The sequence below is a fragment of the Nocardia farcinica genome, assembly GCF_029867845.1.
Classification (GTDB): Bacteria; Actinomycetota; Actinomycetes; order Mycobacteriales; family Mycobacteriaceae; genus Nocardia; species Nocardia farcinica_A.
On sequence record NZ_JARWRU010001329.1, the window covers coordinates 1 to 15751 of the forward strand.

Below are 15751 nucleotides of genomic sequence, written 5' to 3' on the forward strand. Positions count from 1 at the left end.
TCCGTAGCCGCACCCGCCCACATGCCCCTTGTTGCCGATGCGGCCCCGCAGCCGCGCACGCTGATCCATCAGTTGCTCTCCACCGCGGCTGCGGCCTTCTTACTCGTACGCTTCTTCGTGGTGCCCGTGCTCCGCCGACCCCTGGTGGCGGGTTGGGGTCGCCAGGCGCGTAGTGCTTCGTCGGTGAGGCCGTGTTCGTCTTGTCGGTCTCGGCGGTCGCCGGCGAGGAAGGTCGAGGGGGCGATGCCGAAGTCGGGGTCGATGTCGTTGTGCCACTGGTCGAGCCAGGGTTGCAATTCGAGCAGGCCGGCGAGGAAGGGGGTGATCTCCTCGGTCGACAGGCTGTGTTCGGCGAGGTGGATGGCGATGGCCATGGCCTGTTCGCGGTGGTCCCAGCCTGCCCAGCCGTAGAGGTCGGGGGTCGCGACATTGGTGGAGCCGTAGGAGATGAAGCGTTCCTTGGGGACGTCGAGTTTGCCTCGGGCCTGCCAGTAGGAGGTGCGCAGGAAGTCGGCGGAGGTGTACTTCGGGGGGACGGGGATGGCGTCGCGGAAACGGTTCTTCTCGTGGCCGTCGGGCATGGTGTCTTCCTGGCGCTGCAGGTTCCAGACGTGTTCCCAGTCGGCGCGTTTCTTCAGGCCGGAGGGCTTGTAGCGCAGGGCGGCGAGGAAGGGGACGTGTTCGTCGGTGATCAGGTCGGCGACGACCTTCGCCAGGTCGGCGTGGGGCGCGTAGAGGGCAGCGACCGAGACGAAGTCGGTGTCGGCGGCGAGGCGGTCGGTCAGGCGCGACAGGGTCAGGATGCGGGGCTGGTTGTTGTCGTCGAACCACAGGTCACGCGATTCCATACGATCAAGCAGCCACGCACGCAGAGCCTTCTCCTGCATGGCGTCCCAGCCCTCGGTCGCCCAGCGACGCTTGTACTCGGGGCGTTCGATCATACCGATCGCACGATTCGACTCGATCGTTTCGATTCGTCGTTCGACAATCTCTCTGTACGCCGCTGGCCAATGGGATGGTAGCTCTGTGATCGGCGTCGTGCCGTGGCGGGTAAACCACTCTTCGCTCGCCTCACCATTTGCGATACGTCGAGCGAGGACGATCTCAAATGCTCGCTCGCCGAATTGAATAGCAGGCAGCTCGGCGCCTTCGGGAAGATGCAGGTTTTCGGGGGCTAGTCCATAGATGGAGTAGACCTGCCAATCCAATTCTTCCTGTGCGGAGATCATCTGCATCCTGGCGGTTTTCCAGCCCTCGTAGCCGGTGCGCAGCGCTGATGCGGTCGGCAGGCTATGTGCGCATACCGCAGCAGGGCCGTATGCGGCCAGCTCCTGAGCCAAGCGGTCGATCATAGCGCTGAGGGTCGTAGGGAAGGTAGCCGGAAGTGGAAAATCTTGAAGATTTCCTCCGGTGAACTCGTATCGGTCCGACCACGGGTGAACGCTGACCCGGGCACCCGAGTCGCCCATAGGGTCACCGCCCTTGGGATAGCTCACCATCTTGAGCCAGAAGCAGGCGGTGGAGCTGTTGAGCAGCCCGAGCAGCCGCAGATGCTCCTCCTCGCTCGCCCCCTCCGGCAACTTGATCACCGGTGCGGAGCGATTGAATGCGTTTCCATCTCGGTCTAAGGCAAAGTGATTATGTGTGGTCACAAATGCGAATGGGATTGCCCATTGATGGGCCTCAGTGTCACGCGGGAGCTGATGCCATTGCCACCATTTTTTTCCCGTTGTGAGGTAGTCTTTCCCGTTTCCTGAGCCTCGCCTCCACAAAAGTGTGCGCATGTGCCAGAAATGCCGGATGAATGTATCGCTCAGGCAGGACTGTTCGAGTAGGCGATGGGTCCGGTCATACGGGAATACGACCAGCTCGCCGTCGTGGAGATTCCAGTCACGGGTCTCGTCTCCGCGATAGCTATGTCGTAGGTGCATGTCGCTAGCATATTGTGTAATGGATCGGTGGCAGGGCAGGGCGAATGCATCGTCTGCGTGGGTGTCACCGAAGAACCCGATACGGTATACAAGCGACCTTAGCTCGCTGGCGCCCCGCGATTCGAGTTCCTCAATCACCTCAAGACCGCCATCGACAAGCACCCAAGGCTGCCTGCCGAAGTACCGACTTCTCTCAAGATCCTCGACTGAGACCCACTGGCTGAATGTTCCCGCATGGTTGATTTGATCTACTATCGCTCGCCAAACCATGCCTTCGGCCGGATTATTAGGAGCGTTTGGCTCCCCTTGAACGCTTCGCACGGTGCGGATGGTGGGACGCCGGGACTTGCCTGAGCGTCGTGTACCGATGAGGATGACGGTCGGTGTTCCGTGTCCGGGGATGTACGCGCCCGACGTGTCAACGACTTCGGTTAGTTCGACCTTGTGTGCGAAATATTCTTCGATGAGTTTTGTGCCGAACTCGCGTTTCATAAAAGAGTTCGCGGTGATCTGCCCGACCAGGCCGAACCCGCGTCCGTCTGAATCGCCGTGCTTGGCGAGTTCGAAGAATCTTTGAGCGAAAGGTACTGAGAGTGCATACGTTCCTGCACACGCGTCGTAGAGCTCGCGATAGATTTCGTTGAGGCTCTTGTCTTTGACGGTGATGTATGGGGGATTGCCGACGACGACGTGGTAGCGGCCGGGTTCGAGGATGCCGGGGTACTCGTGGACGTCTTCGGTGGCGTAGGAGTGTTCGGCGAGGGGGTCGTTCTGATCGCCGTCGAAGGTCAGCTCGAGCTGCCGGGCTTTGATGAGTGAGTCGCCGATGGCGAGTTTGATGGGCCAGTCGTAGCGGGCGGCTTGGGTGAGGGTGCGGATGTTGGCGGCGGCCATGGCTGCGACGAGGAGTCGGAAGCGGGCGATGGCGATGGCGAAGGGGTTGATGTCGACGCCGTGGACGGATTCGAGTGCTGCGCGGACGCGTTCGTGGCGGTCTTTGGTGGGGTGGTCTTCGTTCCAGCGGCGGGTGAGGCGGCGGAAGGCGCCGAGGACGAAGTGGCCTGATCCGCAGGTGGGGTCGATGAGTTTGATGTCGGTGTAGCCGAATTCGCGGATGGCGGGTTCGAGGGTGCGGTCGAGGATGAATTCTTCGACGAATTCGGGGGTTTGGAGCAGGGCGTAGTTCTTGCGGATGTCTTCGGAGAGGTCTTGGTAGAGGTCGCCGAGGAAGCGGGTGTCCCAGCCGGTGACGCCGTCGTCGTCGAGGGGGTCGGTGAAGTCGTGGACGAGGATGCCGTGTTCGTCGCGGGTGCGCCAGAATTCGATGAGTTCGCGGGCGCCGTCGTGGGAGAGCGGGATCTGGTAGAGGGGGTTGTGGGTGGGGTCGAACAGGAGTTTGCCTGCCTGGCCCGTGCCGAGTTCGGCGAAGGCGTGTTCGAGCCAGCCGCGGTAGGTGGGGTCGGGGTCGGTTTCGACGTAGGCGTCGTAGCGGGCGTGGGCGAGTTCGCGGCGGTCGTCGGTGGGGCCGGTGAGGTAGGGGTCGGTGATGAGGTGGTTGTCTTCGCAGAAGCGGACGAAGACGCTGCCCAGGACCCAGGCGACGGCGACCTGGGTGACGCGTTCGTCGAGCCAGGAGTTCTCGGTGGCGGCGGTGCGCTTGAGTTTCTTGGCTTGTGCCCATTCATCGTGCAGGCGGGCCTTGACCTCGGGCAGGGCACGTAATTGCTTGTGCAGATCGGTCTCGGCCGCGGTGACCTGCTTCTTCAGGTCGGTGAGCAGAGCGGCACGGTCGATCATACGGTGACTCCTGTTTCGTTGTCGGCGTCGGTGCGGCGGATACTGCGAATCCACGCTTCGGGCAGGGAGATCCACTCGTTGAGAGCGGACTGGTACGGCACGGCCTCCGCGCCGAGGTGCGGTTGGCGCAGCGGATCGGATTGCGGGCACAGCAACCAGAGGCCGCCCTTGCCGCGGCGGGCCTGCTCGGCCAGCCGGCCGAGCGCACCCATGGCGTCGTAGCGGGCGAAGACCAGGATGTCGGTGAGCAGCAGCGGTCCCTCGCCTGCGATCATGTCGGCGATCTCGCGCTCCATGCGGCCCCACGCGGTGCGGGTGTACTCCTGGAACTTCACGGCCGCGCGGGAGCCGGGTTCGGCGATATCGGCGCGCAGGATGGTCTCCCAGGTGGGCTTGGTGCCCGGGGGGACCAGGTCGTGCATGTTCGCCAGGAACAGCGCGGTCGCCGAGACCGGGCGTGCGGAGAAGCGTTCGCGCAGCTCGCGAATGGCGTCTTCGGTGGCCGAGGTGGGATGGGTCGGCGCGGTGAGCACGCGGAAGCCGTCGCGGACGGCGGCGCCCGCCAGCAGTTCCTCGGTGCGCGCCACCCTGGCGACGTTCGGGTCGTCGGAATAGCGACCCGCCACGTGCGTGCCGACCACGGTCGACCAGTGCCGGGAGGAGGCGGTGAAGCTGGTCTGCTGATCGGCGTTCCTCGGCAGGTACCGCTGCGCGCCGGTCTCGGCGTGGGTGGCCACGACGAGGTCGAAACCGGCCTCGGTCAGGGCCCTGGTCAGCTCAGGGGTGGGAGCGCCGCGGTCGCTGCCGGAGATCTCCAGCTCCGGGAAGCGGGCGAGGATGCGCTCGAACACGCGCTCGGCGCTCAGGCCGGGCTGCAGATTCGACGGCCGATCGGGGATGAGCGTGACCAGGCCCGCCTGGGTGAGCCGCACGGCACGTACCAGGGGAAGGTCGTGCGGATAGATCTCGAGCCGGGGCGTGACGGCGGCGTGCCGCGAGGCGGCGACGGCCACCTGTACGAGGCGGCGCTCGTCGAGGGTGAGCGCGCCGGGTGGTGGGGTGATGGCGCCGAGCCGTTCGAGGACGGTGCTCGCCGTGGGCAGAGTTTCCTGAGCGGCCAGCTGATCGGCGGTGCGGCCCAGCCGCAGGGCATAGTCGGCCAGAGCGTGACCACCGGGGGTGTCGGGAGCCGAGTCCTCGTTCACCTCCAGCGCCAGCACCACCACCGGAGCGGCCCCCGACTCGCGCTTCTGCATGGCGAGGAAAGCGGCCTCGTCCGGGGCCAGCTGCTCGACCTCCACGACGACGCGCACGGCCGCCAGTCCGAGGGCGCGACGCTGGGCGCGCTCCTGCAGCCGGGTGCCGCGACGCGCGATCAGGGCGTCGGCGAGTTCGGTGGCGGAGGCGACCCGGCCGAAGTCCGCAAGCAACTCCAGGATCTGCTCGCGCAGCGCCTGCACGGCCGCATCCTTCTTCCACTGCTGCCGTTGCGTCTTCAACAGCTGGGCCACCCGCGCGGGCGTGACTTCCAGTGATTCGGCCACCGCTGTCTGCGTGGGCCAGGCATCCAGTTCCGGCAGATCGCCCACGCCGGGGATGCGCAGCAGCCGGGTCACCGCGTCGACCTTGGCGGCGTTGGGCTTCGTGCGCTCGGGCACGAAACGGGTCGCCAGCGTGTCCAGGCTCAGGGTGCGCAACAGGTCCGCGCCCGGCTCGGACTTCGCGGCGTCGAGTTCGGCCTTGGCCTCCTTGCGCGCCGCGGCGGCCAGCGGGGCGGGTTCGTCCTTGCCGAGCCGTTTGGTCCACTCCCGGAGACGATCCTGGATCTCGCGGCGCGCCCGGACGCCGAGGCCGGGCGCGTTGATGAGCCTGCCGCGGCCGTAGTCGAGGAACTCGGCGACGGTGTTGACGCCGAGCCCGTAGAGGAACTGCTCGGTGGCGGTGGTGAGACCGGCCTGGGACAGGTGGGTTTCGAGGGTCGCCTCGTCGGCGAAGCGCTTGCGCTGCTCCTCCGGCGTCACCACATCCACCTCGGCAGACGGCTCGGGATGGGTGCTCAGCGGCCGCGAGGGCACCGAGCGCGACATGTCCAGGAAGATCTTGCGCCACGCGTCGCGCATCGGCTTGAGATCCGGGAACCGCTGCGACACATCGCGATGCAGCGCTTTGCGGAAGAAGGCGATCAGGCCGTCGCGCACGGACGGGTCGAAGGCGTCGGCCGCCACCGTGGGATACGGGAACTCGGTGGCGTCGAGTTGGCGGGGCAGCGCGCTGCCGTCGCCCCAGCGGGGGAGTTCGCCGGAGGCCATCTCGTGCAGGGTGACGGCCAGGGCGTAGCGCTCGGCGGCGGCGTCGTAGACGCTTCGGGTCAGGGTGCCGATGAACGGGTCCAGGTAGCCGTCGGTGCCCGCCTCGGTGTTCTGCACGGGGTAGCCGGCCAGCGAGAAGTCGATGAGTACCAGTTCGCGGGTGCGGTTGGGGCGCACCCGGATGGCGATATTGTCCGGCTTGAGATCGCGATGCCAGACGCCTTCGCCTTCGAGGAAATCGACGGCGGCGAAGAGATAGTCGCTGTAGGTCTCGAGGCGCCCGAGCTGGAGGCGGCCGTTCTCACGGAGTTCGCGGGCGACGCTCTCCGCGGTGCGGCGGTTCTTGCCGTCCCCGGTGCCGCGGCTGCTGTCGCTGTCGATGTTCGCCTCGTCGCCCACATATTCCAGGACGAGAGTGGTGCGACCGCCGAGCGTGACGACACCGGGATCGATCAGATCGATGACCCCCGAGTGCCGTCGCAGTCCGCCCAGCACAGCTGCCTCACGTTTCAGCAGCTCCGAGCGCTCCTCGGACAGTGCCACCTTCAGCACCACATAGGGGCGGGCGTTGCGATCGGCGGGGTCGGCCTGCAGGTCGCGCACGAGCAGCGCCCGGCTCGTCGAACCGGTGCCGAGGCGGCGGAGCACCTGCCAGCGGCCGCCGAGCACGTCGTCGCGGACCGCTTCGAGGGGATCCTTGTCGTCGGCCCCGGATTCCTCCTGGTCGGAGGTCGCCAACGCTTCCTCTGCATCGGCGAGGACCTCGAGGAAGTCGTCCATGGAGGGGAACCGGCGCGCCGGCTGGAAGTCGGTCGCCGCCGCGACCAGCAGGTCGACGTCACCGGGCAGGTTGTCGACCAGGGCGCTCGGCCGCAGCTCCTCACCGCTCTCGAGGCGGGCCAGCAGCTCGGTGTGCGAAGCCGCGGGCGGCTTGCCGGTGACCAGCAGGTAGGTGAGCATGCCGAGGCCGAAGACGTCCATGGCCACCGGATCGGGCGCCGGGGCCGACACCTCGGGGGCGAGGTAGGCGTCCGATCCGGCCGACAGGTGCTGCGGCGAGAGCAGGGTGGGGGCATGCCTGGTCATCGTGGCTGCGGTCGTCGCCGCGCGATGCGTGGCCACCTGCCAGTCGGAGATCTGCAGGTGCGGGGCGCGCCAGCGCTGGGCGTCGCTCGAGCCCGGTCGCGGAATCACATGGATCGAGCGGGCGGCGAGCGCGCGATGGTAGAGGCGTCCCGAGTGGGCCGAGCGCAGGGTTTCCGCGAGCTGGCGCACGAGTGCCACCCGGTCCTCGATGTCGAGGAGGTCGCCGTGGCGGGTGAGGTAGTCGTCGAGGTGCAGGGTTTCCGGGTGGTAGCGGAAGATCAGCGCCGGACCCGCCGTGTGACCGGAGGGGTCGAACATCTCCAGCTGCACCGCGCCCGGATGGCGGAATCGGCGCAGCACCGCGGCTTCGCGGCGTGCGGCCGCGTCGACCGACTTACGGGCTTCCTCGTCGGCGCCGCGCTCGCGCAGGTAGACGCGCACACGCGCCCGATCGCGCAGCTCGGTGTGGGTGGCGAGATAGTCCTGCCAGGACGGCCCAGCATCCATGGGTTTGCGTTCCAGCAGGTAGGGCCCGACGGTGAACTCGGCATTGCTCTGCCGGATGCCGACCTGTTCGAGCGCCTTCTTGATCGCCCGTGCCCGCTGGGGGTCGATCCGGTGCCGGGCGTCGCGCACCGGCGCGTGCAGGCGGTCGACCAGCTCGCGGACCGTGTGGGTGTTCGCGCGGTCGCCGACCGGCAGGTCGAAGCGCAACTGCGAGTTCGTCAGGCACACCGCCGCGCCGAGGAACACTCGCGCGCCGGCGTCGCCGAGCAGACCGGCCAGCTCCTTGCTCTTCTGGTTCACCAGATGCAGCGGGTTGCGATGGAATCGGCGGTCGCCGCGGGGTGTGGTCTGCACCCAGTCGCTGCCTTCGGCGTCGAGCTTGCCGTTCCAATCCTTGAGTTCGACCATGAGGACGCCGTTCGGGGCGACCACCAGCAGATCGACCTCGCGCACGTGGCCGGTGCGTGCGGTGAAGGTGAAGTTGGACCAGGCGAACCACGGGTCGGCGTTGGGCAGCTGCGCCCGGATCGCTTCCAGCCCCCGGCGCTCGTGCTCGAAACTCGACTCGGTGACCGTCGTCCACCGACCCTCGTCCATACGCTGCGCAGTCCCGTCCTCGTCGTCACCTCGACCGCCCGAACGCCGCGCGGGCGGCTGATGGTGCGATCCGTAGCTGCAAACATTAGCCTGCCCCGCAAACGTCTCGGGGGGCTTGCCGACCGATGGAAAGAACTCCGGTGCCGGTCTACGGGGTGGATCGGTGCGCACGAGGATTTCGTTTCGTCTGTGACGGTTCGGAGGGCGGCTCGTAGGGGGGGCGCCGGAGGGGTTGGCAGTCTCCCGCTGCTCCGGCCGATCGGGTACGGCAGTGAGCAAACCGTATCGAGGCGCGAAAGCATTGTCAATCTATGTCTTGGATTGCACTTTGCTCACGCATAGGTCAGTGTTGCTTCAGGCGGTGGGAAAGGAGAGATGTGGCGGAGGTCAGTGCGTCCGAGATCTCGCGACTGGCGGGTGTCACCCGCGCGACGGTCAGCAACTGGCGACGTCGCTATGACGACTTCCCTCGCGCGGTCGCCGGGACCGACACACGCCCGCTCTTCGACCTGGGGCAGGTCCAGTCCTGGCTGACCGAACACGGAGTACGGGTGCCGGAGTCGCCGGCCGCCGAGCTGCGCACTCTCGTGAGATCCCGTGCGCCCGAGACCGTCGCCGAGGTCCTCCAGGCGCTCGATCACACCGACGAGGGCTGGCAGGCCCCCGAGATCTCCACCGCGAACAGGGAGTTCGCGACCGGAGTCGCGCAGGCGGTGGTACGGACAGCTGGAACGGACGGGGTCCGAGTCGCCTTCGACATCCTCGCGGAGCGAGCGATGGAAGGGACGCCCACCACCGGGGTGTACGGGACCCCACCCGAAGTCGCCGATCTCATGGTGAGGCTGTCGGCTGTCGGCGCCGGAGCGCGGGTGCTCGATCCCGCCTGTGGAAGTGGGATGTTGCTGCTCGCTGCTGTCGAAGCCGGGGCCTCACAGGTCTGCGGCCAGGACATCGTGCCCGTGCAGGTCGCACGGACCCGGCTGATGCTCTCCGCCGAGCCCTCGGTCACCGCCGAGATCCGCTCGGGCGACAGTCTGCTGGCGGATGCTTTCGACGGCAGGCGGTTCGACGCCGTTCTCTGTAATCCACCCTACGGCCAACGGGATTGGGGGTCCGGTGAACTCGCCCTCGACAGCCGATGGGACTACGGTCTGCCGCCGCGCGGTGAGCCGGAACTGGCCTGGGTACAGCATGCCATCGCTCACCTGTGTCCCGGCGCCGATGCCGTGGTGCTGTTGCCACCCGCGGTCGCAGGCCGGATGGGCGGCCGCAAGATCCGGGCGAATCTGGTCAGGACCGGGGCGCTGCGAGCTGTCATCGGCCTTCCACCGGGAGCTGCGCCGCCCTGGCATGTCGGTCTGCAGATCTGGATCGTGCGGAAACCCGAGCCAGGGGCGGAGGCGCCGAACGCGCTGCTGTTCGTCGACACCACGGCAATGGCTGCCGTCGGTGCTGAACGAACGGATTGGGACAGCTTGGGCGCCGATGTCCTGGAACGGTGGCGTGCGTTCGACGCCGGCGAGCCGGAGCGCGCCGAGGCATCCGGTGTGGCGGCGGTCGTGCGACCGGTGGACGTCCTCGACGACGACGTCGATCTCACCCCCGCCCGGTACGTGCGGTCCGCCATGGACAGCGGGGCGATCGCCGATCAGCTCGGAACCGCCCTCGATACGTTGGGCGCCGCGGCCCGGGAGCTCGCGGGGACGGTCGGGCGGATCAAGGGAGAGTTCGCCGAGGGCGGCAGTACGTGGCGGTTGGTGACCGTGGCCGATCTGGCCGCCCACGGTCAGCTGGAATGGATCCGTTCCCAGCCCGGCAGTAGCGACAAGAGCGAGACCGGTGACACCCGCCCGGTATTGACGGCCCCCGACGTGGCCACCGGCGCGGCGCCGTCCGGCACGGTGCAGTCGATACGGCCCGCCGCGGAGATCGAGGTGCACGCCGGTGACGTCCTCATCCCGGCTGTTCGCAGTGACCGGAGCGGCACTCGCAGCGCAGGGGTCGCCGGTCCCGAAGAAGCGGGTGCGCTGCTCGGCCCGCACATCCACGTTCTGCGTCTCGATGGTGACCAGCTCGATCCGTGGTTCGTGGCCGGATTCCTGACCGGGAACGACAACATCGCCGCGACCAGAACGTCGACCGTGCGTTTCGATCCCTCGCGGCTTCGTCTCCCCGTGATGCCGCTGGCGGAACAGCAGAGGTTCGGAGCCCTCTTCCGGCAGCTGTTCCGGCTCCGCATCACCGCCGGAGCGGCGTTCGGTGCGGCCGACGAAATCTCCGAGCTGCTGACGACCGGCCTGACCGCGGGTGTGCTGACGCCCGTCGATCCGACGACTGCGGGGTGAGGATGTCCGACGAAGCAGATGAGTACACCGCACTCCGGGTGGCGCTGCTCGATGAGCCCCTCGTGCTGCCGCCGCCGCTGGTTAGGGCGCCGACGGGCCCCGGGGCGGTCGCGGTGGAGGATCTGGTGGAGGCCACGGCGCTGTCGGTGCGCGAATCGTTGCCGACGGTCGGGGTCGGGGGCGGCTCGGTCGCGATGCTGACCGCGAAAGACGTCCGGCTCGACCGCCCACCATCTCGTCGGGGTTCGGCCGAGGTCACGGGCGCGCTGACGGTTCGTGCCGGCGACGTCCTGATGGTCATGGGCGCGGACGGAGCTGTCCGCGTCTGCGACCGGGACGGCGTGCTGCTGGGGCCCGGCATCCAACTGCTCCGCGGACACCCGGAAACGCTGGATCCATGGTTTCTCGCCTGTGTGCTGCGAGCCGCGCTCGAGGCCGCCGACGGGAAGCCGTTCGATCTCTATCAGGTTCGCGTGCCGCGGATATCGTTGGAGGAGCAGCGTTGCCGGGGCGCAGCCTTCCGGCATTTGCTGGAGCTCGAGTCATCGTGGCGGCGTCGGCGTGCGAGCATCGAACGCGTGGTGCGCGCGGGCGTCGATGGGCTCGCCACGGGAACCCTGCTGCCGACCGCCGCCGACCGCGACGGTGAGTGAACGACCAGGAGCCACGGAGGGAGCGGCAGTGCAACCGCGGGTGGTCGGGGGCCGATACGAACTGGTCGGGCAGATCGGCGCCGGCGGGATGGGACAGGTCTACGAAGGATTCGATCGGCACCTGAAACGGCGTATCGCCGTCAAGTTCACCCAGGAGAACCTGGACAACGAGCCGGACTGGACCAATCGCTTCTTCCGCGAGGCCGAAGTGATGGCGCGAATTCACCATCCGGGCATGCCTGTCATCCACGACGCCGGAACCGTCCCCGGCAACCCCGGCCGTCCCTACCTGGTGATGGAGTACATCGAGGGCGCCACCTTCGCCGAACTGCTGGAGCGACACGGGGCGCTCGCGCCAGAAGTGGTGGCCGCCCTGGGGGCACAGGTCGCGGCCGTGCTCGCGGCGACCCATCGACATCGCATCTACCACCGCGACCTGAAACCCTCCAACCTCATGCTGTGCGCTGACGGCACCGTGAAGGTCGTGGACTTCGGACTCGCCGTCGTCCTCGACGGCGACATGACCCGCTACACCAGCACCGGTCACACCCTCGGAACTCCGGCGTTCATGGCGCCCGAGCAGGTCGAGGGCAGGCCGGTGGTTGCCCAGACCGATCTCTACGCACTCGGCCTGGTTCTGCACGAACTGCTCACCGGAGATCGGGTCATGACCGGCAGCACGCCGTATGCGGTGTGGCAGAACCAGGTCCACCGCCCCTCACCGGACATACGTGAGATCTGTCCCGAGGTGCCGCTCGACATGGCCGAACTCATCATGAGCATGGTCGCCAAATCGACGGAACATCGGCCGGCCGACGCCGCCACGGTGCACGCCGTCCTGCTCCGGCATGCGCGCGGGCTCGACATGCTGCCCGAGATCGACGACGAGTACGGGCCCGCGTTCCTGTACGCGCAGGCCGTGACCCGAACAGGCAGCGAGGTTCGGAAAGCCTCGACGTCCGCGGAGCCGGTGGTGGCGCCGGAACGGGTGGAACTACCCTCCGGCGACGACATCAGCCGCGGTGACCTGCGACGAGCCATCGGATATGCACGCGATCTGGCCGACGAATCACGCTATGCCCCGGCCTTTCGCGCCCTGGAGACGGTGATCGACGTAGCCGTCCCCGTCTTCGGGTCCCGCGATGTGGACGTCATCGAAGCGCGCCTGCAGCTCGCCGAACTGCGCTTCGAGAACGGCGCCTACGCCGCGGCGGCAGAGAGCTATCGCCATCTCGTCGAAGAACTCACCGCCGAGCGCGGCCCCTACGACGAACAGGTGATGCTCTGCCAACGTCGATTGGCAGCCTGCGACATCCATCTGGGTGACCAGAATGCCGCGGTGGCCAGGCTGCAACGCCTCCACCGGCAGATGTCGGCTCGCTACGGAGAGCAGGACCGGCGGGTCGTCGAGTTGGCCACCCTCATCAGGGGGATCGAAGCAGGCTGACGCCAACCGAGCGGTCAACCGTGCACCCGGGGACAACTGCGCGCGGGCACAGCGTACTCACCCGGTACGCACGCGGCAGGGCATCCTCGTCCTCGCTGACCCCACCTCCTCGCACGAAGCGCTCAGCGGCAGCTCGCCCCGGAGCAGGTGCGCAATTCGCTCAGCCGGCGATCGAGTCCGGCCACGACGTCGGCGTGCGCGGCGCGGCTCTCGGGGGAGTCGAGCAGATTGCTCAGCTGGTAGGGATCGTTACGGAGGTCGTAGAGTTCGTGTTCGCGATCCTCGATCGGCCGCTCCCGCTCGTACCAGCGCACGTAGAGCCAACGCTCGTCGCGGACGGCGATCCAGGACGGGATGTCGAGCACGTCGGCGGTGGTTTCCGCGGCGAGGACCTGTTCCTGGGCGACACCGTCGCGGCCGGTGTATCCGGCGCCGCCGTATTCGGCGAGGAAATCGGTTCGCCACGGGGTGGTCTCGCCGTTCAGCACGGGAACGAGCGAGCGGCCGTCCATTCGGTCCGGGGGGACGAGCCCGGCCCATTCGAGAATGGTCGGGGCCAGATCGATGGACAGCGCCATCGCGGCGGTGCACCGGCTGTCGATGCCGGGGCCGGCGATGGCCAGCGGCACCCGCAGGGATTCCTCGTACGGGGCCATCTTCTCGTTCAGCCGGTGCGCGCCGAGGTTGTATCCGTTGTCGGAGGTGAAGATCAGGTAGGTGTTGTCGAGTTCGCCGGTGTCGGTGAGCGTGCGCACGATATCGGCCACCATCTCGTCCAGCGCTTTCAGCGCACCGAGGCGGTCGGTGTAATCGGCGTCGTTGGTCGCCTCGAGCGCCTCGGTGCGGGCGTCGGCGCTGCGCGTGAGCCATCCCGGTTTGTCGGAGACATCGGTTTCCAGGGAGTTCGGCGATTTCGGCACGCCGGCCGGTTCGGTTTCCGCGAGGTGGCGCGGTGCGGGCGGCAGCGGCGCGTGCGGGGCGGTGGAGGCCGCGTACCAGAAGAACGGTTGCCCGGAGGCGGCGGAGTCGGTGATGAATCGCCGGGACTTCTCGGCGACGACGTCGGTCAGATAATCCTCCGGCGCCTCGCCGTATTCGACGGCTCGGCCGTTCTCGTTGAGCGTGTAGTTGTACCCCGTGTAGAGCGATGTCTCGGCGCCGGCATGCCAGTCGTCCCAACCGGGTGGAATGTGACCGGGGGAGTGTTCGAGACCGTGCAGATAGATGCCCGCCATTCCCGTCCGGTACCCGCCGTCGTGCAGGGCTTTCACGAAGGTCCGGCTCTCGTTGCCCTTGGCGCGGAAGGCCCGGAATCCGCCCGCCGGACCGTCATTGGTCACCACACCGGTGTTGTGCCCGTATTCCCCGGTCAGCATCGACGACCGTCCACCGCAGCAGATCGGCAGCGGCGCGAAGCCGTTGGCGAATTCCATCCCGCGATCCCGGATCAGCTCCGCGGTGAAGGGCATCGCCTGCCAGACCGGCGTGGTCAGCGCATCCAGATCGTCGGCGAGGATCAACACCACATTCGGCCGGTGGTCCATTTCCGCCGTCGCACCGGGAACACCCAGCGTCGACGCCGCCAGGGCGATGATGGAGGCGGTGCATGCTCGTCGTGCGAAACGCGGAATGAACAACCCGGACTCCCTCTGAACTCGACGAACGTCGGCGTGGTGGTGCGCGGTCGCCGCCGAGCCTAGAGGTCGGATACGGGAAAACCGGTGGTCAGCGGGGGTGTGTCCGGCGGAAATCCGCGACACCGGGAGTCGTGCTCCGGTGGCCGCGCGTCGGCAGGGAGGTCATCGGTCACCGCGAGATCGGCGCGGGGATCGGGAGCGGGTCAGCACCAGCCCGCCGAGGATCACGCCGACCAGCCCCGCGGCCCTGGCCGCCCAGGACGCGACTATCCCGTTGCCGGTTCCGGGACCACCGTCGGCGGTGGCCGCCAGCACTCCACCTGCGACCAGGCCGATCAGCCCCGCCACCAGGGCGATCACAGCCCTCGTCACCCGGTTGCGCGCGCTGAGACGAGCCGCGGAGCGGACCAGCGCCGACCCGCCGACCACCACCCCGAACAGCGCCACCAACGCGGTCGAGGAGGGCCCGATGCGCCCGGATGTCATGCCGGTGACAGCGGCGGCGGGCAGGGCCGGGGACTGTGCGACCGCCGGTGCGGCAAGGGCGAGGACCGCGAGCGCGGCCGCTGCTGTGGCGGCGGGGAGATGACGGACCGACATGGGTGCTCCTTCGTCGAACGACTGGACCTCACTCATCCTGTTCGCTCGACCTGCCGCGAAACATCCCGCGGATGAGGACGATTCGCGCTGCCGCTGTTGCCGTAGCACTACCGCGGACGTCGTAGGCACCCGCGGGACCACCGCGGGTGCGGTAGCCGGACGATCATCCGTGAGCGGGATCTGTTCGCGCCGTCATCTGGCTAGGGTTGCACGCATGAGCGGCGGACGGATCGAAGCGGGGGCGATCGCCGTCGGCGTGACCGCCGTCCTGCTGATCGCCGCGTTGTCCGGGCAACACCCGGCCTCGCGACTCGACGCGCTGGGTTACACGCTTGTGGTCCTCGGCGGTCTGGTATCGGCAGCGCATCGCCGGGCTCCGCTTCCCGTCCTCGCCGTGACCGGGCTGTGCGTGCTCGGATATCAGGCCATCGGTTTCGAGGTGCCCGCCGTCGCGTTTCTGGTCGCCGTGTACGCCACGGTGCGAGCGGGACACCGTCTGGTCGCGGTGGCGGGTTCGGTGCTCATGGTGGCTACGCTGCCGTTCGCGATGCTGATCTCGCACCCCGGCTGGGCCGTGGGGGAGGCGTTCGCACAGGCCAGAGACGCTCTCCAGCTGGCGTGGCTGGTGGCGGCCGGTGCGGCGGGGGAAGCGCTGCGCCAAGCCGAACAACGGGCCGACGAGGCCGAGCGCACCAGGGAGGCGAGCGCGCGCCGCCCCGCCCCCCACGAGCCGCGGCACAAAGCGCGGGAACAGCACGACACGCACACCCCACAAAAAAAGGTCATAAAAGAGGAAAACCAGGCCCCCCGGCACCATGCCCCCCAGCCCGGCGAAGAGGTCC

Annotated in this window: 7 protein-coding genes and 1 pseudogene; 4 read left to right on the forward strand and 4 right to left on the reverse strand. The window is 67.9% G+C overall.

From position 1 onward, the window contains the following. Nucleotides 1–68: 68 nt before the first annotated feature. A complete protein-coding gene (gene pglX, locus QH283_RS29765; protein ID WP_280506234.1) occupies nt 69–3728 on the reverse strand; it encodes a BREX-2 system adenine-specific DNA-methyltransferase PglX in 3660 nt (1219 codons plus the stop codon). Further along, complete coding sequence (gene pglW, locus QH283_RS29770; protein ID WP_280506235.1) at nt 3725–8227, reverse strand: BREX system serine/threonine kinase PglW; 4503 nt, start codon at nt 8225–8227, stop codon at nt 3725–3727. The genes pglX and pglW overlap by 4 nt, the downstream gene beginning before the upstream one ends. 377 nt (nt 8228–8604) lie before the next feature. On the opposite strand from pglW, the gene QH283_RS29775 reads away from it, so the two are divergent. From QH283_RS29775 to QH283_RS29785, 3 genes are read left to right on the forward strand one after another with little or no spacing between them, the layout of a single operon-like run. Then, the gene (locus QH283_RS29775) at nt 8605–10572 is read left to right on the forward strand and encodes an N-6 DNA methylase (protein WP_280506236.1); all 1968 of its coding nucleotides are present in this window, start codon (nt 8605–8607) and stop codon (nt 10570–10572) included. Nucleotides 10573–10574: 2 nt separating this feature from the next. Further along, nucleotides 10575–11225 (forward strand): hypothetical protein, encoded by a 651-nt coding sequence (locus QH283_RS29780; RefSeq protein ID WP_280506237.1) that lies wholly within the window; start codon nt 10575–10577, stop codon nt 11223–11225. A gap of 40 nt (nt 11226–11265) precedes the next feature. After that, entirely contained in the window at nt 11266–12672 is a 1407-nt protein-coding gene (locus QH283_RS29785) for a serine/threonine-protein kinase (protein WP_280506238.1), read from the forward strand. 122 nt (nt 12673–12794) lie between these two features. Here QH283_RS29785 and QH283_RS29790 read toward each other — a convergent pair whose 3' ends face one another. Continuing rightward, nucleotides 12795–14309: a sulfatase-like hydrolase/transferase gene (locus tag QH283_RS29790; protein WP_280506239.1), complete on the reverse strand. Its 1515-nt coding sequence runs from the start codon at nt 14307–14309 to the stop codon at nt 12795–12797. Between the two features lie 162 nt (nt 14310–14471). After that, the gene (locus QH283_RS29795; protein WP_280506240.1) at nt 14472–14909 is read right to left on the reverse strand and encodes a DUF6223 family protein; all 438 of its coding nucleotides are present in this window, start codon (nt 14907–14909) and stop codon (nt 14472–14474) included. Nucleotides 14910–15123: 214 nt separating this feature from the next. On the opposite strand from QH283_RS29795, the pseudogene QH283_RS29800 reads away from it, so the two are divergent. Further along, nucleotides 15124–15751: pseudogene (locus tag QH283_RS29800) on the forward strand (sensor histidine kinase); the annotation flags it as partial.

Excerpts from the sequence above, each read along its gene's own strand:
- pglX (WP_280506234.1), bottom strand. The coding sequence starts at position 3,728 with ATGATCGACCGTGCCGCTCTGCTCACCGACCTGAAGAAGCAGGTCACC.
- pglW (WP_280506235.1), bottom strand. The coding sequence starts at position 8,227 with ATGGACGAGGGTCGGTGGACGACGGTCACCGAGTCGAGTTTCGAGCAC.
- QH283_RS29780 (WP_280506237.1), top strand. The coding sequence starts at position 10,575 with ATGTCCGACGAAGCAGATGAGTACACCGCACTCCGGGTGGCGCTGCTC.
- QH283_RS29795 (WP_280506240.1), bottom strand. The coding sequence starts at position 14,909 with ATGTCGGTCCGTCATCTCCCCGCCGCCACAGCAGCGGCCGCGCTCGCG.